Genomic DNA, 22,872 nt, shown 5'->3' on the forward strand with positions numbered 1-22,872 from the left:
CCGTCAGGGCTATTTACGGAAAAACAGGGTGATCTGACCGACCTCGACCCCAAACTTGCTCATGTACGAACGATTGATCAGGGTCTTGCTGTCCATCAGGTACATCCAGTCATCGAGCTCGACGTCGTACTCCTCGCCGTCCACCGGCAAGCGCAGCACATACCGCCAGCGCAAGGTGTTGCCGGCGATCTCGCCCCGTGCCTCGCCGACCACATCGCCGGCGGTGCCGCGCCATTGGCCGGGGCCGTCCGGGGTCAGGGTCCAGACGCGTTTCTGTTTCGTGCCATCGCTGTAAGTGAACGCCTCGTCGAGGATCAGCTTGCTGCCTTCGGAGTGGCCGTTGATCACCACATGAAAGCGCTTGGCGACCTCACCTGAACGCTTCTGAAAAATTCCCCAGGCCTCGACCCGGCCCTCGAAAAATTCGCGCAGCTCCAGCATGGGTTTTTCCTGGCTGTAGCTGCGCACGTCAACGCTGCTGCAACTGGCCAGGGCGAGGCATAACAGGAGGGTGCAGGCTTTCAACATGAGCGTTTGCCTCTTGGTTCAGGTATCGGAGGATGAAGCGTTGCGCACCTGCCGAGATTGTCCGCGATCAACCAGGCCGCGTTATCCCGTGCTGACGCAACTTGCGATAAAGCGTATTGCGGCTGATGCCCAGCCGCGCGGCGACCCGGGCGATGTGCCAATGCTCGGTTTCGATCAAGGTCAGCAGGGTCTGTCGTTCAGACACGTACAAAGGGTTTTCCGTGGGGGCTGTGCTGTCTGCCGCCTCCGGCAGTAATTCTTGCAGATCATCGAGGCTGATGCGCCCCTCTATTGCCAATGCAACCAGAGTGCGCAGGCACGTGCGCAATTGCCGGACGTTGCCGGGCCAAGGCTGTTTCAGCAGGCGTTCCTTGACCCCGGCGTCCAGTCGGACGCGCATTCCGGCCGCTTCTTCACGCAGCAGCAGATCGAACAGCTGGCCCTTGTCCGATCGCTCGCGCAGCGCTGGCAGTTGCACCGCGAAGCCGCCGATGCGGTAGAAAAGATCTTCGCGCAAACGTCCTTCGGTCACGCAAATCTGCAGATTTTGATGGCTGGCGCTGATCAGGCGTATATCCAGTGGCCGTGCCGTTGTCGCGCCCAGCGGCACCACCTGGCGCTCCTCCAGCACACGCAGTAGGCGCGTCTGCAAAGCCAAGGGCATGTCGGCGATTTCATCCAGAAACAGGATGCCGCCGTGGGCCTGTTCGAGCTTGCCGAGCATGCCCTCCTTGCGCGCCCCGGTGAAGCTGCCGCCGCGATAGCCGAACAGCTCGCTCTCAATCAGCGCCTCCGGAATCGCCGCGCAATTGATTGCCACAAACGGCTGGCTCGCCCGCGAGCTGGCGCGGTGCAGCGCCGCCGCGAAGGCTTCTTTACCGGTGCCGGTTTCGCCTTGCAGAAACACCGGCACGTCGCGTTCCAGCACTCGCAGCGCGCGGGCAAAACCGCGTTGCAGGCGCGGGTCTTCCAGACAGACGCGCGCGTCGTTGACAGGGATGACTGCGGGAATCGCCGGTTGTGGCCGGCGCAGCGGTTCGCGCAATTGGGCATAAAGCTGCCGACCGTCAGCCAGGCGCAGCGGCCAACAGACGCTGGGTTGTGCGCCGGCGTGACTCATCAGTTGATCAATCGGTGTCTCCAGCAGCAGCGTCAGCGGCTGACCGATGATCGCCTCGCGATTGAGGCCAAGCAGTTCCAGACCCGCGTCGTTGATCGAGCAGATCCGCGCATTCTCATCGAAGCTGAGCAGCCCTTCGCCCAGCAGTCCGACAAAGCCAGCATCCGGGTGGAAGCGCAGCAGATAGCGCTGCGGATCATGCCCGAGAAAAAAACAGCTTTCGATCAGCTTGGCCGACAGATTGGTCAGCGCCACGGCTTTGAAACGCTGTTCGAGGCTCTGCTCCTCGCGCACCGAGGACAGGTTGAGCACAGCAAGCAATTCGCCGCTCGGGTCGAAGATCGGACTGGCCGAACACGTCAGGCCGACGTGCTTGCCGCGAAAATGTTCATCACGGCGGATGGTCACGTGCTGGCGCTCGACCAGACAGGTACCGACCCCGTTGGTGCCTTCGTGCTCCTCGCTCCATACCGAACCCAGCCACAATCCGGCACGCTGAAATCCGGCGCGTTCGGCATCGTTGAACACGCTGTCGATCGCCACGCCGCGCGCATCGGTGAGCAACACCACATGGCCGTCACGCCCCAGCTGCTGGTGCAGGCTGTTCATCTGCCAGTGCGCCACGGCAATGATGTGTTCCAGCGGCGCGCGGTGATCCTGCAAACGCGCTTGCTCGACCACATCCGGCGCACGGCGGCTGGCGGGGTCGAGGCGGTATTGATCCAGACAGCGACGCCACGAGCGAGTGATCGCCAGGTCAGCAACGGGATTATGACTGGCGACGCTACCCTGCACGGCTTGCAGCACTTGCTGTGCATGGGCGTTGATCAAGGCCGGTTTCATTGTTGTTGTTCTCCGCTACGGTCGGACACGGGACTGTTTGCAGCTTATATGAAAAGTCCGAAACCGGCGTTTTTGCCCGGCGTGACACAGTGTCATCGCCCATTCCCGGATTCGTGACACAGCGCCGATACACGATTGGCGATCTACGGCGCCAACCGCTCTGCCACGGGGCTTTGCCGAAGATGGCCCGAGCCTTGCTCCGGGGCTGTTGTTCCTACAACAACAAGATCGGAGAAGTTCTATGAACATCGCTATCGATGCGCCCCTGCAAACGCCGACCGCGCAACTCGCTGCCTGGGTCGAAACACTCGGCGAGCGCCTCGCCCAACGGAATGTGGACGCGACGCTGGAGCTGTTTGCTGACGAATGCTACTGGCGTGACCTGCTGCTGTTCAGCTGGAACCTGGTGACGCTTGAAGGCAAACCGGCCATCCGCGACCTGCTCGAAACCCGTCTTGAGCAGACCCGGCCACAGCAATGGAAACTCGACGGTGAGGCCACGCTGACCGACGGCGTGCTCGAAGGCTGGATGAGCCTGGAAACCGAAGCCGCGCGCGGCAAGGGTTACGTGCGGCTCAAGGATGGCCTGTGCTGGACGTTGCTGACGACCATGCGCGAACTCAAGGGCTTCGAAGAACCCAGTGGGCGCCGCCGGCCAATGGGCGCCACCCATGGCCACGCCCATGCCGACAAACGCAACTGGCTGGAGCGCCGCCGCGATGAACAAGCGGCGCTGGGCATCACCACGCAACCGTATTGCCTGATTGTCGGCGGCGGTCAGGGCGGACTCGGCCTCGCCGCGCGGCTAAAGCGTCTGGGCGTGCCGACGCTGATCGTCGACAAGGCCGAACGGCCCGGCGATCAGTGGCGCGGGCGCTACAAATCGCTGTGCCTGCATGACCCGGTCTGGTACGACCACATGCCGTACCTGCCCTTCCCCGATCACTGGCCGGTGTTTACGCCAAAGGACCAGATTGGCGACTGGCTGGAGATGTACAGCAAGGTCATGGAGCTCGATTACTGGTCGCGCACCGAATGCCTGAGCGCCGGGTTCGATGAACAGACTCAGACCTGGACGGTAGAAGTGCTGCGCGACGGTGAGCACCTGACGTTGAAACCGACCCAACTGATCCTCGCCACCGGCATGTCCGGCGTGCCCAACGTGCCGCGCTTTCCCGGTGCCGACGTGTTTCAAGGGCAGCAACATCATTCCAGCCGCCATCCCGGCGGCGACGCCTGGCGCGGCAAGCGTGCGGTGGTCATCGGTGCGAACAACTCGGCCCACGACATTTGCGCCGACCTTGTGGAGAACGGCGCCGAAGTGACCATGGTGCAACGCTCGAGCACGCACATCGTGCGCTCCGACAGCTTGATGGAACTGGTGTTCGGCGGGCTCTATTCCGAAGACGCGCTGGAGGCAGGCTTGACCACCGACAAGGCCGACATGTTGTTTGCCTCGATTCCGTACAAGGTCATGCCGAGCTTTCACAAACCAATCTTCGACGCGATCAAAACCCGCGACAAAGACTTTTACGAGCGCTTGGCCAAGGCCGGTTTCATGCTCGATTTCGGTGATGACGAATCCGGTCTCTTCCTCAAGTACGTGCGCCGTGGCTCCGGGTATTACATCGACGTCGGCGCGTCCGAGCTGATCGCTAACGGCACGATCAAGCTCAAGAGCGCGCCGGGGCTGGGCGTCGATCACATCGAAGCGGACGCGGTGGTGCTTACCGACGGCAGTCGGCTGGCGGCGGATCTGATCGTCTATGCCACCGGGTATGGCTCGATGAATGGCTGGGCGGCGAAGCTGATTTCCCAGGAGGTCGCTGACAAGGTCGGGCGTTGCTGGGGGCTTGGGTCTGGCACGACCAACGATCCGGGTCCGTACGAGGGGGAATTGCGCAATATGTGGAAGCCGACACGGCAGGATAATTTGTGGTTTCACGGCGGTAATCTGCATCAGTCGCGGCATTATTCGCTGTATCTGGCGTTGCAGTTGAAGGCTCGGTTTGAAGGGTTGGGTGTGGGTGTTTATCAGGGCAGCGTGGGGCAATAGCGCTGGTTGAGATGTGAAGTGCCGATGCCTGGATGGGTCGGCGCTGGTTATGTGTGGTTGCCGGAATCGATCCCCCTCACCCCAGCCCTCTTCCCCATGGGGGGCGAGGGGAAAGGGAGCAGATCTTTGTCGTTGGCCAGATCTCGGTCAGGCTCTGGATTGCGCTTGGGCAGTTGAATGGGTTGCTGCGGCAGTTTCGTGTTCAAGCTTTGGTACCGCGGTGAATTCACCCCTCACCCCAGCCCTCTCCCCCAGGAGAGGGAGCCGATTTGGGCTGTGCTCAAATCCTGAGTTCGACTCGGTATCGCGGGTCGGCGTATCTCTTACATCCACAGCGGTCAGTCCCCTCTTCCTCCGGGAGAGGGTTAGGGTGAGGGGCTTTTGATCTTCGGCATAGCCGTCCGTCGCCGACTCCGCAAAAAATTTGCAATTCCGCCCCCCACGATCGCTTCTGATATTTGTGAGCACACCCGCATCTCAGCCCAAACCACAGGAGGCCCCATGTCACTTCCCTCGTCTTCCGCAAGCACGACCATGCGCAGTTGGTGGAGCATGGCGTCGAGTGGCGGCTGGCCGGGGCTGTTGTTTTGGGCGACATTGATTGTCGTCACCGGATTGCTGTTGATCAGCGGCTACGCCGCACTGGTCGGCGCCGACGAAAACAACCTGCGTCTGGCCGTGCTGGGCGGCTTGTCGGGCTTCGGCGCGACGGCATTGGGCGCGGTGGCGGCCATGGTGCTGCGCGACATTGCTTCGCGCACTCAAGACACCATGCTCGGCTTCGCCGCCGGCATGATGCTCGCCGCCAGTTCATTTTCGCTGATCCTGCCCGGCATCGACGCTGCCGAAAAAATGACCGGCAATTCGTTGCTGGCCGCCGGTGTGGTGGTGTTCGGTCTGGCGCTGGGCGTGGCGTTGATGATCGGGCTCGATCGCTTCGTGCCCCACGAGCACCAGGAAAGCGGCCGCCGTGGGCCGGAGTCGCAGCGCATCAACCGGGTCTGGCTGTTCGTCCTCGCCATCACTCTGCACAACCTGCCCGAAGGCATGGCGATTGGTGTGAGTTTCGCCGACGGCGACATGAAAGTCGGCCTGCCGCTGACCACTGCCATCGCCATTCAGGACATCCCCGAAGGTCTGGCCATCGCGTTGGCGCTGCGCGTGACCGGGATTTCGGCTTGGCGTGCGGCGCTGATCGCCATTGGCTCGGGACTGATGGAGCCGTTGGGCGCGGTGATCGGGTTGGGGGTTTCCAGCGGCTTTGCCCTGGGCTATCCGATCGCACTGGGTCTGGCGGCGGGCGCGATGATTTTTGTCGTGTCCCATGAGGTCATTCCGGAAACCCACCGCAACGGTCACGAAACCCCGGCAACGCTGGGGCTGATGCTGGGCTTCGGGGTGATGATGTTCCTCGACACCGCGTTGGGTTAATCGATTTAGCAGGTTGCGGACCTTTAGCGCGAAAACAGCGTCGGAGTTAAGGCGTCACTCCTGATCGCCAACGCTCACGAGGTCCCGGTTTGAAAGCTGCCATCGCCAAAAAGTACCGTCTGATCATCAAGACCCTCGGCTACGTGGGCTGGTCGCTGTTCTGGCTGTTGCTCTGGGACATCGCCGTCACCGTGGATTTCATGCTGTTTCTCAACGCCAAGTTGAACCTGCCGTTGATGCCCCTGACATTGCTCGGTTCGGCGCTGGTGGTGCTGATCAGTTTCCGTAACAGCAGCGCCTATAACCGTTGGTGGGAGGCGCGCACGCTGTGGGGCTCGATGATCAACAACTCGCGCAGCTTCGCCCGTCAGGTGCTGACGTTGATCGACGATGGCGGCCGTGAGGTCAATCCGGTCAAGTCGACGTTGTTGCGCCGTCACGTCGCCTACGTCAATTGCCTCGCCGCGCACCTGCAAGGGTTGCCCTGCCCCGATGAGGTCCGCGCGTTCATTCCGGCCGACGAGTTTGCCCGCAGCAGCACCACCAACAATTTCGCCAACGACATTCTCACCGGCTCGGCGGCGCTGCTGGCGCGCGAATACAAGGCCGGGCGCCTGGACAGCATTCGCCTGGCGCGGCTTGAGTCGACGCTGGTGGATCTGTCCAACAGCCAGGGCGGCATGGAGCGGATTGCCAATACGCCACTGCCCTACCCTTATGTGTATTTTCCGCGGCTGTTCATTTCGCTGTTCTGCCTGATCGTGCCGGTCGGGCTGGTCGAATCGCTGGGCTGGTTCACGCCGCTGGCCTCGACGGTGGTCGGCTTCATGCTGTTGGCCATCGAACGCATAGGCACCGACCTGCAAAGCCCGTTTCGCCACAGCGAACACCAGATTCAAATGGAAGCGCTGTGCGAAACCATCGAGAAAAACCTGCAATCGATGCAGCGTGATTCGCTTGGCGATGTGCGCCGGATCGAAGAAAACGCCTGATCTCCCTTCCGTCGGCCGCCATGCGTCGGCCAGTCAAAAGCTGTTTATCCTCGACAAGGATGAGCAGCTTTTTTGCATATGGCTGTCATTAATCCCACCGAGACTGACACAACCGGGCTTTTCCTCCGCCGCCTCTGCGTAAACTCATTCAGCAACACACCGTCGAACGCGCGCCAGAATCGCGGGCTACGCTTTATTGTGAAAATTTGTGTTTTAACTAGGTAGTTACCTAACGATATACTGCGCACCTCATTTCAACGGGGACATTCAACGTGAACCAGAGTCAACGCCTCTCAGGCATATCAAAGTTCATTCTCGTCGGGCTCGGCGTGGTCATCGCCCTGCTCGGCCTGGCGCTTGCCGCAGGCGGCGTGAAGTTGGTCAGCCTGGGAGGATCGTGGTACTTCCTGGTGGGTGGATTGGTGATGACGGTTTCCGGCCTGCTGATCGCCCGCTTCAAGACTAGTGGTGCGTGGCTATTCGCAGCGTTCCTCGTCGGCACCGCGATCTGGGCGCTGAGCGATGCCGGGCTGGTGTTCTGGCCGGTGTTCTCGCGACTGTTCATGTTCAGCGTGATCAGTCTGGTCGTGGCGCTGGTCTATCCCCTGCTCAAGCGTGCGAACGGTGAGGTTGCCGGTCGCGGCGCGTATGCCGTTGCCGCCGTGTTGGCGGTGGGCGTGGCGGTGGCTGGCGGCAATATGTTCGTCGCCCACCCGACCGTTGCCGACACCGGCGCCGGCCCGGGCCTGACCCCGGTCGAGCCGGCCAAGGCGCAGAAAGACTGGGCGCACTACGGCAATACCGAAGGTGGCAGCCGCTTTGCTGCGCTGGATCAGATCAACCGCAACAACGTCGACAAGCTCAAAGTGGCGTGGACGTACCACACCGGCGATGTTGCCGAAAGCGACGGCAATGGCGCTGAAGACCAGCTCACCCCGTTGCAGGTCGGCAACAAGGTGTTCATCTGCACCCCGCACAACAACCTGATCGCGCTGGACGCCGACACCGGCAAGGAAATCTGGAAAAACCAGATCAATGCCCAGTCGAAAGTCTGGCAGCGTTGCCGTGGCATGGCGTATTTCGATAGCACTGCGGCCATCGCGCAGCCGGCCAATTCGCCGATCATCGAAGCCAAACCGGCGCCAGCTGCCAATTGCCAGCGCCGTCTGCTGACCAACACCATCGATGCCCGCCTGATTGCCGTCGATGCCGACACCGGCGAGTTCTGCGAAGGTTTCGGCACCAACGGTCAGGTCGATCTGAAGGCCGGTCTGGGTGATGTGCCGGACAGCTACTATCAATTGTCGTCCGCGCCATTGATGGCTGGCACCACGGTCGTGGTCGGCGGCCGCGTCGCCGACAACGTGCAAAGCGACATGCCCGGCGGCGTGATTCGTGGTTTTGACGTGGTCACCGGCGCCATGCGCTGGGCGTTCGACCCCGGCAACCCGCAGGATCGCAAAGCCCCGGCCGACGGCAGCACCTACGTGCGCAGCACGCCGAACAGCTGGGCACCGATGTCCTACGACCCGGCAACCAACACTGTATTCCTGCCGATGGGCAGCTCGTCCACCGACATCTATGGGGTCGAGCGCAGTGAACTGGACCACAAGTACGGCGCGTCGATTCTTGCGCTGGACGCCAGCACCGGCGAAGAGCGTTGGGTGTACCAGACCGTGCACAACGATCTCTGGGACTTCGACCTGCCGATGCAGCCGAGCCTGATCGACTTCGACAAGGACGGCAAAAGCATTCCGGCGCTGGTCATCGGTACCAAGGCCGGGCAGATCTACGTGCTCGACCGTGCCACCGGCAAACCGCTGACCGAGGTCAAGGACGTGCCGGTCAAAGCGGCGAACATTCCTAACGAGCCGTACTCGCCAACTCAGCCAAAATCGGTGGGCATGCCGCAGATCGGTGCGCAGCATCTGACCGAGTCGGACATGTGGGGCGCCACGCCTTACGATCAATTGCTCTGCCGCATCGACTTCAAGAGCATGCGCTACGACGGCCTGTACACGGCGCCGGGTACCGACAAATCGCTGAGCTTCCCGGGTTCTCTGGGTGGCATGAACTGGGGCAGCATTTCCACCGACCCGGTACACGGTTTCATTTTCGTCAACGACATGCGCCTCGGCCTGTGGATTCAGATGATCCCGTCGCAGAACAAAGGCCAGGCCGCTGGCGGTGGTGAAGCGCTGAACACCGGTATGGGCGCAGTGCCGCTCAAAGGCACGCCCTATGCGGTGAACAAGAACCGCTTCCTGTCGGTGGCCGGTATTCCGTGCCAGGCGCCGCCGTTCGGCACCCTGACCGCAATCGACATGAAGACCCAGAAAGTCGCCTGGCAGGTGCCGGTCGGCACCGTTGAAGACACAGGTCCGCTGGGCATCCGCATGCACTTGCCGATCAAGATCGGTCTGCCAACCCTCGGCGGCACGCTGTCGACTCAGGGCGGCCTGATCTTCATCGCCGGTACTCAGGACTTTTACCTGCGCGCCTTCAACAGCGGCAACGGTGAGGAGGTCTGGAAAGCGCGTCTGCCGGTCGGCAGCCAGGGCGGCCCGATGACCTACGTTTCGCCGAAAACCGGCAAACAGTACATCGTCGTCACCGCCGGTGGCGCGCGTCAGTCGACTGATCGTGGCGACTACGTGATGGCCTATGCGTTGCCGTAACCCACGGCGTCGACGTTGAGCGCGGCACCTTCGGGTGCCGCGTTGCTTTTCCCCTATCGCTCAAGTTTTCAGCAGGAAGATTCAGATGTTTTTGGCTGTTGGCTTTTCCCGTTCCACGCTGTTCCAGGGCCTGTTGCTGGGCCTCACCTGCACCGCTGCCCTCCCCGCATTCGCCGCTGACGATTCCGATCTGTTGACCCGCAGCACCCTCACCGGTGACTGGGGTGGCCTGCGCCATCAACTCGACGAAGACGGTATCAAGTTCACCGGCGACTACAGCGGCGAAACCGCTTACAACGCCGACGGTGGTCTGCATCGCTCGGCGCGTTACTCGCAGAACATCAAACTCGGTGTGCAGTTCGACCTGAGCAAACTCTACGGCGTCGACAATGCCGGCAAGGTCCAGCTGACCATCAATGATCGACGCGGCAACGGCGCCTCGGAAGATCTGGTCGGCAACCGTTTGCCGATTCAGGAAAACTACGGTGGCCTGTACACGCGCCTGACCGAACTGAGTTACGAGCACAGCCTGTTCACCCCGGCGCTCAACGTCAAACTCGGTTACATGGCCATGGGCAACGACCTCGGCGGCCTCGACAGCGGCATCCTTTGTAACTTCATGAACGCCGGCTTCTGCGGCCATCCGCTGAACATGTCCGGAGGCAGCGGCTGGGCCAACTACCCCAACGCGCACCTGGGCGTACGGGTCAAATACGACCTGTCGTCAGCGTGGCAACTGCGCGTCGCCGCGTTCAATGTCGACCCGTCGAGCAACGGCAACTCCAGCCGCGCCTGGCACCTGGGCCCAAAACACACCACCGGCACCGTGGTGCCGATCGAACTGGTCTATAAACACGCCGGCGCACTCCCGGGCGAGTACAAGGTCGGCTATTACTACGACAGCTCCGACGCCAAACGCATCGGCAGCGATGACGAAGTTTCCGGTCGTGGCGGGCATTACCTGCTGATCGATCAGGCCGTATGGCGCTCACAGTCCTCGGAAGGTCGCAGCCTGCACGCCTTCGGCCAGTATTCCGCCGCCAGCGCAGCCGCCTCGCCGTTCAGCAAGTGGTACGGCACCGGCGTGGTTCTGTACAAACCGATCGAAGGGCGCCCGCGCGACACCCTCGCCCTCGGCTACGGCCGCGCCGTGCCCAACCCGCGCAGCCGCGACGTGCAGCAGGACGCTGCGCTGAACAATGGCACGGCGTTCCCCAACCTCGACAGCGCCGAGCAATTGATCGAACTCGGCTACGGTTATCAGGCCACGCCGTGGCTGACGCTGCGACCGAACATGCAGTACATCATCGAACCGGGCGCGTTTTCCGGACAGGACATCGACAATGCGTTGGTGTTTGGCTTGCAGGTGAAGGCTGCGCTGTAAGTCTTGTAGCGGCTGTACCGCCGCCTTCGCGAGCAAGCTCGCTCCCACAGGGTTCGTCTGTTGCCTGAACTCCAGGTTCGCCACAAAACCCTGTGGGAGCCAGCCTGCTGGCGATGACGGTGGGTCGGTCGAAAGGGCTGTGACTGACAGACCGCTATCGCGAGCAGGCTCACTCCTACAGGGTGCGGTGCCGCGCCGCGCACCTGTCGAAATTAATTCCCGCCATCGGTGAATTATTTCGTGTCCGCATGTATCTGAGCCAGAAGAGCCGGCGCCATCATAGAGATGGCATCGCAGCGGTCATCTGAATCAGCGAGCGGGAACATCGCAATGAAACCACGCAAGAAAACCGTCAAACCGATCGGTTTGAAAGACATCACCATTGTCGACGACGCCAAGATGCGCAAGGCGATCACCGCCGCCGCGCTGGGCAACGCCATGGAATGGTTCGACTTCGGTGTGTACGGCTTCGTCGCCTATGTGCTCGGCAAAGTGTTCTTCCCCGGCGCCGACCCTGGCGTACAAATGATCGCAGCACTCGCCACCTTCTCCGTACCGTTTCTGATCCGGCCGTTGGGCGGCTTGTTCTTCGGCGCGCTGGGCGACAAATACGGGCGGCAGAAAGTTCTCGCCGCGACCATCGTGATCATGTCGCTGAGCACGTTCGCCATCGGCCTGATCCCCTCCTACGCCTCCATCGGCATCTGGGCGCCGATTCTGCTGTTGCTGGCGAAGATGGCTCAGGGTTTCTCGGTGGGTGGCGAATACACCGGTGCCTCGATCTTCGTCGCCGAGTACGCGCCGGATCGCAAACGCGGCTTTCTTGGCAGTTGGCTGGACTTCGGCTCGATCGCCGGGTTCGTTTTCGGCGCGGGTGTCGTGGTGTTGATATCGACCATTCTCGGCGAGCAGCGCTTCGAGGAATGGGGTTGGCGTCTGCCGTTCTTCCTCGCCCTGCCGCTGGGCATGATCGGTCTGTATTTGCGTCACGCCCTCGAAGAAACCCCAGCGTTTCAGCAGCACGTGGAAAAACTCGAACAAGGCGACCGCGAGGGTCTGGCCGCCGGCCCGAAAGTCTCGTTCAAGGAAGTGGCGACCAAGCACTGGCGCAGCCTGATGACCTGCATTGGCGTGGTCGCGGCGACCAACGTCACCTATTACATGCTGCTGACCTACATGCCGAATTACCTCACGCACAACCTGCACTACAGTGAAAACCACGGCGTGCTGATCATTATCGCGATCATGGTCGGCATGCTGTTCGTGCAGCCGTTGATTGGCTTCATCAGCGACAAGATCGGCCGTAAGCCGTTTATCGTGGTCGGCAGCATCGGCCTGTTCATCTTCGCCATTCCGGCGTTCATGCTGATCAACAGCGGCAGCATCGGCCTGATCTTTTCCGGTCTGCTGATTCTCGCCGTGCTGCTGAACTTCTTCATTGGCGTAATGGCCTCGACGCTGCCGGCGATGTTTCCTACACATATCCGTTACAGCGCGCTGGCCAGCGCCTTCAACGTCTCGGTGCTGATCGCCGGTCTGACCCCGACGGCTGTCGCCTGGCTGGTGGAGAGCACGAACGACCTGTACATGCCGGCGTATTACCTGATGGTCATCGCCGTGGTCGGTCTGGTCACCGGCGTGACGATGAAGGAAACCGCCAACAAGCCACTGCGCGGTGCAGCGCCTGCGGCTTCGGACCTCGAAGAAGCCAAGGAACTGCTGCAAGAGCACCACGACAATATCGAGCAGAAGATCGAAGACATTGACGCCGAAATCGCCACGCTGCAAGCCAAGCGCAATGAGCTGGCGCAGCAGCATCCGCGTATCGATTGAGGCACGATGATCAGAACAAACCCGGCATCAGCCGGGTTTGTTTTTCTGCAAAGGCACCGCACACGGGCTGTAAGCCTGATCAAGGGGCGTTGACCACCACGTAGGTCACGTCGCTGCCCTGATACTGCGGCTGGTACCACGTCGAACCGCACTGCATGTACGCCACGTCGTAGCGGATCACTTGCACGCAACTGCTGGGCATTTGCGCCGGGGTAAGGATCGAGCCCACCACCGCTGCCGTCACCGCAACAGTCGCCGTGACCGCCGCTGCCGTAGCAATCGGATGGTAGTGATCGTCATAGCCATAGCGGCCATGCCCGTCGACATCGATGTCGACATCGCGGTAATTGTTGATGTTGACGTTGCGATTGATGTTACTGACGTGCGTGCGATTGCCAACGTTATTGCCGGCGTTGACCCGGTTGCCCGGATTGCTCCGATGACCGGCGTTCAGATGATGGGCTCGCGGTGGCGGGTTGATTCGTTGTGCGCGTTGCGCATGGGGCGCCGGGGCGCGGTTGACGTGGGCGCGAGCATGCCCTTGGGCGCGCTGCGGTCGGGCATCGGCTTCAGCGACATAACCTGCGGTCAACAGCGTTGCGGTGGCCAGCGACAACAACAAGCCCCACGTCAGCGACTTGTTCATGTCATTCCCCTCCCTGATCGCTGGCTTTCTTCAAGGCAATCGCGACATCGCCTTTACCCGGTTTGAAGGTGAACTGCGTGTCCGGAATGTTCGGCTTGAGGTTCCATTGATACACCGCGCTGTACTCGGGAAAGCTTTTCTCGTCGGTGGTGGTGATCACCAGTTTGCATGGCAAGGGTTTGTCGGAGCGGGTCAGCCACAACTGCCAGTCGATGCCTTCCTGGCGAAAGGCCAAATGGTCGCAGAGCTGGCCCTTGATGATCGACGGCCCCACGTAAAGCGCGGCTTGCAAGGCGTCGATCTGCGCCTGATCGCTGCCGAACAGAAACAGGTCCTCCATCGGAACTTGCACGCCATAGTGGTTCTCGACCCGGTGCAGCGTTTGCGCGACAGTGGCCGGAGCGTCAACGGTGGTGTAGTACTTGAGGTAGGGCGAATACTGGGTCAGTTTCTTGCCGTTATAGAAGAACTCCCGGGTGCGCACATCGCCCTCGCTTTTGGCATACAGCCGATCGTGGCCGACCACTTTGAGGGTGTTGGAAGACTCGGTCTTGATCTTCTGACCGGACTCCAGAACGGTGTCGCGCGAGACCTGGGCATCGACCTGAAACTTCCGCAGGCTGCGCAGGTAATTGCCCATGTCGATGAGCTTGTCGACCACCTGCGGATTGACCAGCGGCGTGTCGTCAGCGGCCTCGGTCGCTGGCGGTTGGGGCGGGTCTTCGGCACGGACTCCCGGTGCCAGAACCAGGGTGAACATCAGGCAGACAATACTGGCTGGGGTTTTCATCGGTTCCGCTCCTGTCCCTGCGTGGGCGTTGCGCCTGAACGGCGACTGACTGACCAGCCTAGTTCTCACTGTCGATGCGCGCCAATGCGGCTATTACTGATCCCGCGGCGCTTGCGCAGGCGCGGTGAACCATTTCTCCGGCGGCACGCGCTTCTCATCCGGTGGATCGCCCAGATAGTGCGGCGACATGATCTGCACGCCATATTCGTTGAACACATCCTGAATATTGGCGTGCAGCATGCTCAGCAGCACTGCGCGCGGGCGCGGCTGGCTTGGGATCGCTTGAGCAACGAGGCGGTACTCGGGATAGAAGTCCGAGAGTGCCGTCTGGAACACTTGCGCCGGCGGATCTTCCAGCACACCCGGCGTACGTTTTGCCGCTTCCAGCAACATTGCCTCCACTTGTCGCCACGGCGTGTCGTAGCCGATGGTCACCACGGTGTCGACCACATAACCGGGGCCTTGCACGGTGCGTGAATAGTTCTTGGTGACGGTGCCGGTGATCATTGAATTGGGTAGCGTCAGCACTTCGCCCAGACCGGTGCGAATCCGCGTGGTGAACATGCCCAGCTCCGTAACCGTGCCTTCGTACTCGCCAATGCGCACGAACTCGCCGGGGCGCAGCGTGCGCGTGTAGGTCAGGATCAAACCGGCAGCGGCCTGCCCGACCACGCTGGTCGCGCCGAGGGAAATCATCAGACCGATCAGCACCGACAAGCCTTTGAACGCATCGGTGCCGGCGCCGGGCAAGTACGGATAAGCCATCGCCAACGCAAACAGCCACACCGCCAGCGCGGTCAGGCGTTGTGTCGGTTGCAGGGTTTCGTGGTTCAGCCAGCTGAGCGTCCCCGGCGTGGCCATGCGGCGCAGGATCCGCCGGGTGAAAGCTACGACGCCACGGGCGATAAAGAAAATCGCCAGGGCCACGCCAAGGCCCGGGATCGCATCGACGATCCCTTGCAGCAGATAACCGGCCAGTTCGAACAGGTAATTATTTAGGCTCTCGCCCCACGGCCGGGTATAGGGAAATCGCGACAGGATAAAACCCAGCCACTCGTAGGTGAACAACAGAATCAGCAGCCAGCGCAGCAACAACAAAAAACGGCTGACCAGCGGATAGAGAAAATTCGAATCGATCAGCTGCACGCGCCCGACCTTCAGCGCGCGGGTGTGGCGATCCATCAGCGCTGGCAGCTTGCTCAGCAATTTGCGCCGTAACCAGGCCAGGCACCAGAGCAGCGCCAGATAAATCAGCGTGGCCACGGCGGCGAGCCCCAGCGAACGCACGATCATCTGTAGATTGCGTGCCTCGCGGGTTTCGGTCACCACCTGACGCAGCCGCTCGGCCGCGCCTTCGGCGGCTTCCTGTACCGAGGAATATTCGAGGCTGTCGATGTCCTTGGGGGCAACGATGAACGCGCGTTTGTCGCCGATCAGCACGATGTAGCTGTTCTGAATCGAGTCGGTGCTGATCTTCAGTTCGGCGTCTTCGTTGAGCGCCTCATGGATGATCATTTTTGCCCGTTTGACCCGTGACGCCGGCGCTTCGCCGAGAATCGTCGCGCGAAACAGCATGATGCTGCGGTTGGCGACCTTCAACTCGACCGCTTCGTCGGCCGTTTTCGGTGCGGCATCCAGCGCCCAGCCAACATCGCTCCAGAGCATTGCGAACAGCACCATCCCAACCGCCAGCAGCCTGCTTCGCATGCGCCTGTTTCCTTACGCCCAAGTGTCAAAATGGGATACGTAAGCCAGCGTAGTCGAGGGATGAACGGTTGTCAGATTCCCACACCGGGTTAAATGTCACGGCCGATTTCGTTGCCCGAATCCTCCAGAACATCAGTCACATTGGCCGGTTGATAGACCCAACCGATGAATAACTCATACCCCACCGCCAGAATCACCGGCCCGGTAAACAGCCCGATGATGCCGCTGGTGACCATGCCGCCCAGCGCGCCAATCAGCACCACCGGCATCGGCACCGCCACCCCACGGCCCAGCAACATCGGCTTGAGCACGTTATCGGACAGCCCGGCGATGACCATCCACACCGCGAAGATGATCGTCCCGGCGCCCACCCCGTCGTGGGCGAAGACGTAAATCACCACGGGCACGGTGATCAGCAGCACCGGTAACTGGGTAATGCCCAGCAACAACACCAGCAAGGCAAGAATGCCGGCGGCGGGCACGCCCATGATCACTAGCGCGACGCCGATCAACAGCATCTGAATGAACGCAATGCCGACCACGCCCTGCGCCACGGCGCGGATGGTGGCGGTACACAGTTCGGCAATCTGCGGGCCGCGCACCGGCCCGGAAATCCGCGTGGTGATCGCCACGGCCGTGCGGTGGCCACGCGTGCCGTGGGTCATGATCAGCCCCGCGACGATCAGCGCAATCACAAACACCACGATCCCGGCACCGACACCCGCGGCCTGATGCAGGACCACTTTGCTCCACTCCTTGAGGTGCGGCGCCAGTTCTTGAAATGTCCAGCTCAGGTCCTGCGAGGCGTGCATCCAGATGCCATACAACGGCGCGCCGATCAGCGGCCAGGCCTCGACGCTGGCCGGTGGCGGTGGAATCTCGAACTGCCCGGCTTCGATTGTGTGCATGCCGTCCTTGACCGAATCGGCAATCGAGGCGCCGAGCAGGCTCAACGGCAGCATCAGAATCACCAGCCCCAGCAGCACCAGAATGATCGCTGCCCAGCCGTAGCGATTGCCGAGCTTCGCGCCGAGTTTCTGGTTCAGCGGATACAGGGTGACCGCAAGAATCAGCGCCCACAGCATCACATTCAGAAACGGATGAAAGATGTCGTAGCAGAACAACACCAGCACGGTGATCAGCCCCGCGCGGATGAGCACGTCCAGCAGCGCGCGGGAACTGTTGAAAGTCAGCAGCGGTTTGTCGTCCATTCAGGCTCTCCTGCCCGGTTCCGTTGAACCGCTGTGAGCGTAGTTCACGAATCACGGCTCGTCTCGACTGGTGCCCGAGCCGATTCGCGACTAAACCTGAAGGCTGATCTTCATTGATAAGGATGCCGGGATGAAAACCACGCAATCACTGATCATTCTCGCGCTGGCCGGAGCCGGCAGTCAGGCACTCGCGGGCGGGATCGATTTGTACGAGGCGGGCCAGGAAGGCGCGGGGCTGGCCAATGCTGGCTCGGCGGCGCTGGCCAGCGACCCGAGCGTGCTGATGAGCAACCCGGCCGGCATCGCTGCGCTGAAGGGCACGCAGGTCACGCTGACCGGTCAGGCGATATTCGGTGGCCTGGGTTTTGATCGCGACAGCGACAACGATTTCGGCGGCAACGAAGGCGGCAACCCACTGCCGATCCTGCCGGGCAGCAGTTTTTTTATCAGCCATGAACTCAATGACCGCGCCAGTATCGGCTTCGGCATGTACGGCAACTTCGGCCTGAGCGTCAAATATGACGACGACTGGGCCGGGCGCTATTTCTCTCAGGAATCGACGCTGATCGGCATCTCGATGCAGCCGACCTTCGCCTACAAGTTCACCGATGACCTGTCAGTGGGCATAGGCCCGCGTCTGGTCTACGGCTACTACTACACCAAGATGGCCATCGACAATAACGCCTTCCTGCCCGGCGACCCGTTCCAGCAGGATGGCCGCTTGCAATACAAGGACACCGACGTCGGCACCGGGGTCAACGTGGGCGTGCGCTATCAACTGAACGAGCGCACCACGCTCGGCCTGGCGTACACCAGCAAGGTGAAAATGGAGTTCAAGGATTCGCCGTCAGTCCATGGTGTACGCAACCCGCTGCTCAATCTCGCCTTATCGAGGCTGGACGTCGACGAGCTGGAAATCGACATGAACATCCCGCAGACCGCGACCCTGAGTATCGCCCATCAGTTGAACGAACAATGGACGCTGCTCAGCTCGGTGAACTGGCAGGACTGGAGCAACTTTGCCGACATCGGCGTCTCGGTAGATTCCGCCGCCGGCAACGTGTCCCGCGCCGTCGACCGCAAATATCAGGATACCTGGCACCTGTCAGTGGGGGCACAAAACCAGATCAGCCCGAAACTGCGCTGGAACATGGGCCTGGGCTACGACAGCTCCGCCGTCAAAGACAAGGACCGCACCGTCGACAACCCTATGAACGACGCTTGGCGCCTGGCGACCGGCCTGAACTACCAACTCGCCGAAGACACCGACCTCAACCTCAATTACACCCTGGTCTGGCTCGGCGACATGGATGTGCAACAGACCAAGCGCAACGGCCAGACATTGTCCGGTAGTTATCCGAACAGTGCGCTGCACATTGTTGGAGGTGGGGTGACCTGGCGTTTCTGATTTATGCGATTTCAATGCGGGCATGCTGAACCTGTTGGAGCGTGCTCAGCCTGTGGGAGCCAGCCTGCTGGCGATGGCGGTGATGCAGGCAATGATGTGTTGGTTGTGCTGGCCCAATCGCTTGCAGGCAAGCTCCCACATGGATCGGGTGCAACCATCAGGCCGAGCGTCAGCTCGCCCGCTTTTGATTTTGATCACCGGCGGCATTGAAGGGCTGAAGGCTGAAAGCTGAAATCAAAAGCCCCTCACCCTAGCCCTCTCCCGGAGGGAGAGGGGACTGACTGAGGTGGATGCGAGAATTACGCCGACATGAAATACCGAGTCGAATGCGAATATCAAAACCAACCAATATCGGCTCCCTCTCCCTCGGGAGAGGGCTGGGGTGAGGGGCGAATACACACAAACCCAAAGCCAACCACCCGCTTCTAACCACTCAACAATGAGCGTTAGCTCGAGTGCTCTTGATCTTGATCCACCAGCGACGTCGGAAGGCTGAGCGGAGGGATTGATCCGGGCGTGGGAGCGCAGCGACCGTCTGGCGCAGCCAGACACAGCGGAAGGAGGTGCAGCGAAGCAAACCGTAGCCGCTGCGCCCGGATCGATCCCGCAGCGAAGGAACCCGAGCCTGCGAGGGCCGAACGTAGGAGCAAGCGTTTTGGGTTACCTTTTTGCTGGGCCGGCACTCCGGCGTTTGAAAAAGGTGACCCGCCGTAAGGGCGGAACCCTAAGCAGCCGTTACCGCAGCAACGGATATGTACCCAAAAATCAGAGCAAACAAAGCTCAGCGCTGCGCCTAAAAACCATGATCCTCAAGCACCGTCACAGTAGCAGTGGTACCCGCACGCAAGCGGTTCTTCCCGGCATAGTCGCCGTCAATCTCGATCCGCACTGGCACCCGCTGCGCCAGTTTCACCCAGGTGTAACTCGGATTGATGTTAGCCAGCAGCCGGCTACCCGGTGCGTTTTCCCGGTCGGCAATAGCAAAGGCAATGCTCTGCACCGTCCCGCCAAAGGTCTCCCCGCTCATCAATTGCACACGGACCCGATCACCCTCGCTGATACGCGGCAGTTTCGTCTCCTCGAAGTAACCACTGATATAGAACGAATCACTGTCGACCAGCGCCATCAAGGCGCCACCCGCTGTCGCATAGTCACCCTGACGGGTCAGCAGATTGGTGACGTAGCCACTGACCGGCGACTCGACGCGGGTACGCTGCAGATCCAGTTCGGCCTGGGTCAATGCGGCAACCGCCAATTGCACGTTGGCCTCGGCCAGCCCGAGATTGGCCTGGTTACGCAACAGGTCCGCCTGGGCCACCGCGACATCGGTGCTGGATTTTTCCCACTCTTCGCCGGAAATCGCAAAACCCTGCTTGAGCTTGCGCCGCCGACGCTCCTCGCTCTGGCGTTGCTTGAGCAAGGCTTCGCTGGCAACGATGGCCGCTTGCGACTGACCCAGCGACGCCCGGGCGACCTCCACCGAGCGCCGCGCATGCTCCACCGCCAGGCGATAGCGCGCCGGATCGATCTCCATCAACAGTTGCCCCTTGTCGACGTGCTGGTTGTCCTGCACGGCCAGGCTGACAATGCGCCCGGAAACATCCGCCGACAGCGACACCACATCCGCCCTCACCCGTGCATCCCGTGTCCACGGTGCACGGGTGTAATACTCCCAGGCAAACCAGCCCAGCACGATGGCCAACACCACCACCGCCAACGTGACCAACCGCGCGAATAACACTTTCAAGGCATCAGGCTCCCATCAACAGAATCAGCGCGGCGCAAACGCACGCATACAAGGCGCCCTCAAACAGCGCTTCATGCCAGACCAGGCGCAGCACGCCGAGGCGGCGCAACCCCCAGTCCAGAACCAGAAAGATCGGTATGGCCAACAACAGCGCTTGGGCAATGGGCGGCAGGTACACGCCGCCAATCTCGAAATCAATGGGCAAGGGCCGGTTCTCCTTCCGGAATCGAGCGTTCGATGAACTCACCGTGACGCTGCAGGAATGACACGACGATCAGCAGGGCCACACGCATGCGGAATATCGACCACAAATGTTCGTGGCTGGCGACGTGCAGATCGTCCAGTTCGTCGCCCAAGGCACGCAGTGTCTTCAACAATGGCGCCAGTTGCACATCCGCGCGCCCGGCGACAAAACGCCCGGTCTTGCGCAGCGCAGACGCCAGATGCTGACTGAATGCCTCACTGAGCAATGCATTGTTTTGCGCCTGCTGGCGCAACTGCTGCATCGCCACCCCCAACGCCACGCACGCCAGGCTGACTTCATACAGTTGTTGCATGGCCCGACTGTTCGCCGCCGGTAGCAGGCCGAGCATGCTGGTCAGCCGGTCGACCATGCGACTTTCGAAGGCGAATTGCTCTGCGTCGGTTGCTGGAGTTTTGCTTAGCGTATACACCTGCTCGCGCGCTTCGTTATACAAGCGGCGCAAGCGCAATGCCGGGCGGAACGGGAAGATCCACGCATAAACCAACAGCGCGAGCATCGCCGCACTGACGTAGGCACCAGCGAATTCGAACCATTGAATGGCCGTGTTCTGCCCGGTGCCGACGTTTTGCGGACCGAGCATCAGAAAGCTCGACAGCCCCAGGCCCATGGCAATCCCCGTCGTCGCCGGGTTCGCCAGGCCGATCGCGATCACATACAGCAGCGGCGCAAGCAGGAAGGCCAGCGGTTCAAAATCACTGATCGCCGGCACCAGCATGAATTGATAAAGCGCCGAGACCACCAGTGCCAGTCCCAAACCTCGGGCGTAACTCTGCGCGGCCATCAGCGGTCGCGGAAATGTCGCCATCAGCGAGCAGAGAATCCCCACCAGAATCATCCCGCCACGCGCGCCGTCCCAAGCGGTTTCGATCCAGATCAACCCGGCCACCAGCAACGCCGTGAACGCGCGGATCGCATTCATCGACGCCAGGGTGAAATCCAGATGCAGCGGGCTGACCTGACCGCGAAAAAGCACGCTGGCCTCCCGTCCCTCCTGAATCGCATCGCTCAATTCGAGAATCTGTTCGAGTTGCTGCAACAGCCGCGCCTGCTCCCAGCGTAACGCCCAGGCCAGCGAGCGCAGGGTCGCGCTCATGTTTTCGGTGAGTTGCTCGGCCTGATAAGCCAAGCCTTCGAATTGCTGCTGCAAGGTGACGAAATCATGCCGGCGCTCGCTGGACAACGAACGCCCCTGCTCCGCCAGCTCGTCGAGAAGAGCCAGTTCTTCGCTGCGCAGGCGTTGCACCTCCAGCGGCAGATCGCCCTCCCAGCGCTCGGTGAGCAGTTCTCGCTGATGGCGTAATGCAGTGAGTCGCGAAGTCAGCAGCATCAATTGATTGCCCAGCAGCAACACCAGATTATTCGCACTGCGCAGGCGCGGCGCGTCGAAGTACAGATGTCGACGCAACCCCTCGAGCGCGCTGATTTCGCCGAGCAGTTGCTGCTGCCGACGCTGGAAGTCCGCCTCGCTTTCTTCGGTGCGCAGCACTGCCGCCGCATGACTGGCTGCCAGTTTGATCACCTGATCGACCTTGGCGAAATACCCCTTGGCCACGGCTTGCGGGCGCGCCGTCAACAGGCTGACCACGCACACGCACGCCACGGCCAGCAGGGTCTCGGTCACGCGAGTCACCGCCAGCAGGAACGTGCCGTCCGGATCAGGGATCGCCAGCAGCGCGACGACCACCGCGGTGTAACCACTGAGCACGAACGCTTGTGAACTGGTATAGCGCAGCAGCGTGCCTCCGGCCGTGCACAGCGCCAGCCACAGCGCGAGCGTGGTGATAAAGGGCAAGGGCGCCTGGGGGAAAATCGTCATGATCAGCACTGCCACAGCCGCGCCAAGGGTCGTGCCGATGACCTGGCCGAAGCTGCGCGCCAGCGCCATCCCGGCCAATGGCTGACTGACGATGACCACCGCCATGATCGACCACTTGGGCTGGTCGAGGTCGAACACGAACGCCAGATACAGCGTCAGCAACCCCGCCACAATGGTGCGCAGGGCAAACAGCAGAACGGCCTGGCCGGGATGAATCACAGCCTTGAAGTAATTGAACAGGGCTTGCATGGGCACACTCATCAAAGCGACTTCTGCAAGCGTAGACACTGCATCGCCGGCTTGGTGCGCAACTGAGTCGACGCAGCTTGTAGGAGGATTCACATGCATAGGGTTTGACTGATTGCCCGAGCTGACCGAAGCTTGCCGCTCTGCTCAACAACGCCTGTTTCGGAATCC

General features: G+C 61.3%; 17 protein-coding genes. 8 read left to right on the plus strand and 9 right to left on the minus strand.

Going from position 1 to position 22,872, the window contains the following annotated elements:
* Window positions 1-9: 9 nt before the first annotated feature.
* Window positions 10-528, minus strand: a complete 519-nt coding sequence (locus BLU24_RS15355; RefSeq protein WP_093101704.1) for a DUF3833 domain-containing protein — start codon at window positions 526-528, stop codon at window positions 10-12.
* Between the two features lie 67 nt (window positions 529-595).
* On the minus strand, window positions 596-2,491 hold the full coding sequence (locus BLU24_RS15360) for a sigma-54-dependent Fis family transcriptional regulator (RefSeq protein ID WP_093101705.1): 1,896 nt from the start codon (window positions 2,489-2,491) through the stop codon (window positions 596-598).
* Window positions 2,492-2,732: 241 nt separating this feature from the next.
* Here BLU24_RS15360 and BLU24_RS15365 point away from each other — a divergent pair, with 241 nt between their 5' ends.
* The 6 genes from BLU24_RS15365 to proP all read left to right on the plus strand — a co-directional run bounded on the left by BLU24_RS15365 (window position 2,733) and on the right by proP (window position 12,865).
* The gene (locus tag BLU24_RS15365) at window positions 2,733-4,547 is read left to right on the plus strand and encodes an NAD(P)/FAD-dependent oxidoreductase (protein WP_093101706.1); all 1,815 of its coding nucleotides are present in this window, start codon (window positions 2,733-2,735) and stop codon (window positions 4,545-4,547) included.
* A gap of 552 nt (window positions 4,548-5,099) precedes the next feature.
* Window positions 5,100-5,978 carry a ZIP family metal transporter gene (locus BLU24_RS15370; protein WP_418951652.1) on the plus strand — a complete coding sequence of 293 codons (879 nt, stop codon included), beginning with the start codon at window positions 5,100-5,102 and terminating at the stop codon, window positions 5,976-5,978.
* Window positions 5,979-6,067: 89 nt separating this feature from the next.
* Window positions 6,068-6,970 carry a bestrophin family protein gene (locus tag BLU24_RS15375; RefSeq protein ID WP_093101708.1) on the plus strand — a complete coding sequence of 301 codons (903 nt, stop codon included), beginning with the start codon at window positions 6,068-6,070 and terminating at the stop codon, window positions 6,968-6,970.
* A gap of 272 nt (window positions 6,971-7,242) precedes the next feature.
* Window positions 7,243-9,648 (plus strand): glucose/quinate/shikimate family membrane-bound PQQ-dependent dehydrogenase, encoded by a 2,406-nt coding sequence (locus BLU24_RS15380; protein WP_093101709.1) that lies wholly within the window; start codon window positions 7,243-7,245, stop codon window positions 9,646-9,648.
* A gap of 85 nt (window positions 9,649-9,733) precedes the next feature.
* On the plus strand, window positions 9,734-11,032 hold the full coding sequence (locus BLU24_RS15385; RefSeq protein ID WP_093101710.1) for a carbohydrate porin: 1,299 nt from the start codon (window positions 9,734-9,736) through the stop codon (window positions 11,030-11,032).
* Between the two features lie 330 nt (window positions 11,033-11,362).
* Window positions 11,363-12,865, plus strand: a complete 1,503-nt coding sequence (gene proP / locus BLU24_RS15390) for a glycine betaine/L-proline transporter ProP (protein WP_093101711.1) — start codon at window positions 11,363-11,365, stop codon at window positions 12,863-12,865.
* A 79-nt stretch (window positions 12,866-12,944) separates the two neighbouring features.
* Here the strand turns inward: proP and BLU24_RS15395 are convergent, their stop codons facing one another.
* From BLU24_RS15395 to BLU24_RS15410, 4 genes are all read right to left on the minus strand, one after another.
* The gene (locus tag BLU24_RS15395; RefSeq protein WP_093101712.1) at window positions 12,945-13,511 is read right to left on the minus strand and encodes a hypothetical protein; all 567 of its coding nucleotides are present in this window, start codon (window positions 13,509-13,511) and stop codon (window positions 12,945-12,947) included.
* A 1-nt stretch (window position 13,512) separates the two neighbouring features.
* Window positions 13,513-14,301 carry a DUF2092 domain-containing protein gene (locus BLU24_RS15400; RefSeq protein ID WP_093101713.1) on the minus strand — a complete coding sequence of 263 codons (789 nt, stop codon included), beginning with the start codon at window positions 14,299-14,301 and terminating at the stop codon, window positions 13,513-13,515.
* Between the two features lie 93 nt (window positions 14,302-14,394).
* Window positions 14,395-16,008: a mechanosensitive ion channel family protein gene (locus BLU24_RS15405; RefSeq protein WP_093101714.1), complete on the minus strand. Its 1,614-nt coding sequence runs from the start codon at window positions 16,006-16,008 to the stop codon at window positions 14,395-14,397.
* A gap of 89 nt (window positions 16,009-16,097) precedes the next feature.
* Window positions 16,098-17,219: an AI-2E family transporter gene (locus tag BLU24_RS15410; RefSeq protein ID WP_093101715.1), complete on the minus strand. Its 1,122-nt coding sequence runs from the start codon at window positions 17,217-17,219 to the stop codon at window positions 16,098-16,100.
* A 130-nt stretch (window positions 17,220-17,349) separates the two neighbouring features.
* On the opposite strand from BLU24_RS15410, the gene BLU24_RS15415 reads away from it, so the two are divergent.
* Both BLU24_RS15415 and BLU24_RS15420 read left to right on the plus strand, forming a co-directional pair.
* A complete protein-coding gene (locus BLU24_RS15415; RefSeq protein WP_093101716.1) occupies window positions 17,350-18,627 on the plus strand; it encodes an OmpP1/FadL family transporter in 1,278 nt (425 codons plus the stop codon).
* A gap of 22 nt (window positions 18,628-18,649) precedes the next feature.
* The gene (locus BLU24_RS15420) at window positions 18,650-18,859 is read left to right on the plus strand and encodes a hypothetical protein (RefSeq protein ID WP_093101717.1); all 210 of its coding nucleotides are present in this window, start codon (window positions 18,650-18,652) and stop codon (window positions 18,857-18,859) included.
* Window positions 18,860-19,420: 561 nt separating this feature from the next.
* Here the strand turns inward: BLU24_RS15420 and BLU24_RS15425 are convergent.
* Genes BLU24_RS15425 through BLU24_RS15435 form a run of 3 tightly spaced genes read right to left on the minus strand, consistent with a single transcriptional unit; the run spans window position 19,421 to window position 22,704 of the window.
* Window positions 19,421-20,374, minus strand: a complete 954-nt coding sequence (locus BLU24_RS15425; RefSeq protein ID WP_093101718.1) for an efflux RND transporter periplasmic adaptor subunit — start codon at window positions 20,372-20,374, stop codon at window positions 19,421-19,423.
* 4 nt (window positions 20,375-20,378) lie between these two features.
* Window positions 20,379-20,579, minus strand: coding sequence for a DUF1656 domain-containing protein (locus tag BLU24_RS15430; protein WP_093101719.1), 201 nt, complete (start codon window positions 20,577-20,579; stop codon window positions 20,379-20,381).
* Window positions 20,569-22,704, minus strand: a complete 2,136-nt coding sequence (locus BLU24_RS15435; protein ID WP_093101720.1) for an FUSC family protein — start codon at window positions 22,702-22,704, stop codon at window positions 20,569-20,571. Before BLU24_RS15435 ends, BLU24_RS15430 begins: the two co-directional genes overlap by 11 nt.
* Window positions 22,705-22,872: the final 168 nt, after the last annotated feature.

It is taken from the genome of Pseudomonas sp. Z003-0.4C(8344-21) (genome assembly GCF_900104975.1).
GTDB classification, from domain to species: domain Bacteria; phylum Pseudomonadota; class Gammaproteobacteria; order Pseudomonadales; family Pseudomonadaceae; genus Aquipseudomonas; species Aquipseudomonas granadensis.

Bases quoted from the DNA above. Each gene is read 5' to 3' on its own strand.
- BLU24_RS15355 (WP_093101704.1), bottom strand. From the start codon at position 528: ATGTTGAAAGCCTGCACCCTCCTGTTATGCCTCGCCCTGGCCAGTTGC.
- BLU24_RS15360 (WP_093101705.1), bottom strand. From the start codon at position 2,491: ATGAAACCGGCCTTGATCAACGCCCATGCACAGCAAGTGCTGCAAGCC.
- BLU24_RS15365 (WP_093101706.1), top strand. From the start codon at position 2,733: ATGAACATCGCTATCGATGCGCCCCTGCAAACGCCGACCGCGCAACTC.
- BLU24_RS15370 (WP_418951652.1), top strand. From the start codon at position 5,100: ATGGCGTCGAGTGGCGGCTGGCCGGGGCTGTTGTTTTGGGCGACATTG.
- BLU24_RS15385 (WP_093101710.1), top strand. From the start codon at position 9,734: ATGTTTTTGGCTGTTGGCTTTTCCCGTTCCACGCTGTTCCAGGGCCTG.
- proP (WP_093101711.1), top strand. From the start codon at position 11,363: ATGAAACCACGCAAGAAAACCGTCAAACCGATCGGTTTGAAAGACATC.
- BLU24_RS15395 (WP_093101712.1), bottom strand. From the start codon at position 13,511: ATGAACAAGTCGCTGACGTGGGGCTTGTTGTTGTCGCTGGCCACCGCA.
- BLU24_RS15400 (WP_093101713.1), bottom strand. From the start codon at position 14,301: ATGAAAACCCCAGCCAGTATTGTCTGCCTGATGTTCACCCTGGTTCTG.
- BLU24_RS15405 (WP_093101714.1), bottom strand. From the start codon at position 16,008: ATGCGAAGCAGGCTGCTGGCGGTTGGGATGGTGCTGTTCGCAATGCTC.
- BLU24_RS15410 (WP_093101715.1), bottom strand. From the start codon at position 17,219: ATGGACGACAAACCGCTGCTGACTTTCAACAGTTCCCGCGCGCTGCTG.
- BLU24_RS15415 (WP_093101716.1), top strand. From the start codon at position 17,350: ATGAAAACCACGCAATCACTGATCATTCTCGCGCTGGCCGGAGCCGGC.
- BLU24_RS15420 (WP_093101717.1), top strand. From the start codon at position 18,650: ATGCTGAACCTGTTGGAGCGTGCTCAGCCTGTGGGAGCCAGCCTGCTG.
- BLU24_RS15435 (WP_093101720.1), bottom strand. From the start codon at position 22,704: ATGCAAGCCCTGTTCAATTACTTCAAGGCTGTGATTCATCCCGGCCAG.